Below are 425 nucleotides of genomic sequence, written 5' to 3'. Positions count from 1 at the left end.
AGCCAGGCGGTGACCCGTGACGATTTCAGCGAAGCGGCCAAGCAACTTAAGTTTGCTGCCGATAAAGCCAAAGTGCCTGCTATTGCAGCCATTGCCAATCTACGTCTGGCTCGCGTTCATGTGCAGTTAGCAGACTATCCTCAGGCACTGGCGGCCTTGGATGCTATCGGCACTGATAATTTCCAATCCCAGGTTCAGGAACTTAGAGGCGACGTATTCGTTAAGCAAGGAAACCTGGATAAGGCCCGTGCAGCTTACAGTGCGGCACTGGAAAACAGTGCAGGCAACAATCTGATTAAGATGAAGCTGGATAACCTGCCAGCTGTTGCCAGCGTATAAGGAGTGCTGCAGTGATAAAGCCAATCAGGGCACTGTGCCTGTTGTCGGTGCTGGGAATGTCGGGATGCTCGATCCTACCGCAGTGG

The 425-nt window shown here is 52.9% G+C and carries 1 protein-coding gene; it reads left to right on the top strand.

The window, feature by feature from the left end:
* Positions 1-339 (top strand): YfgM family protein (locus J0A66_RS21780; RefSeq protein ID WP_206575945.1); only part of this gene is annotated, 339 nt, incomplete at its 5' end.
* Between the last annotated feature and the right edge of the window lie 86 nt (positions 340-425).

The organism is Bowmanella dokdonensis (assembly GCF_017254865.1).
Lineage (GTDB): Bacteria > Pseudomonadota > Gammaproteobacteria > Enterobacterales > Alteromonadaceae > Bowmanella > Bowmanella dokdonensis.
The sequence above is the reverse complement of the archived record's forward strand: the minus strand, read 5'-3'. Positions and strand labels throughout refer to the sequence as shown.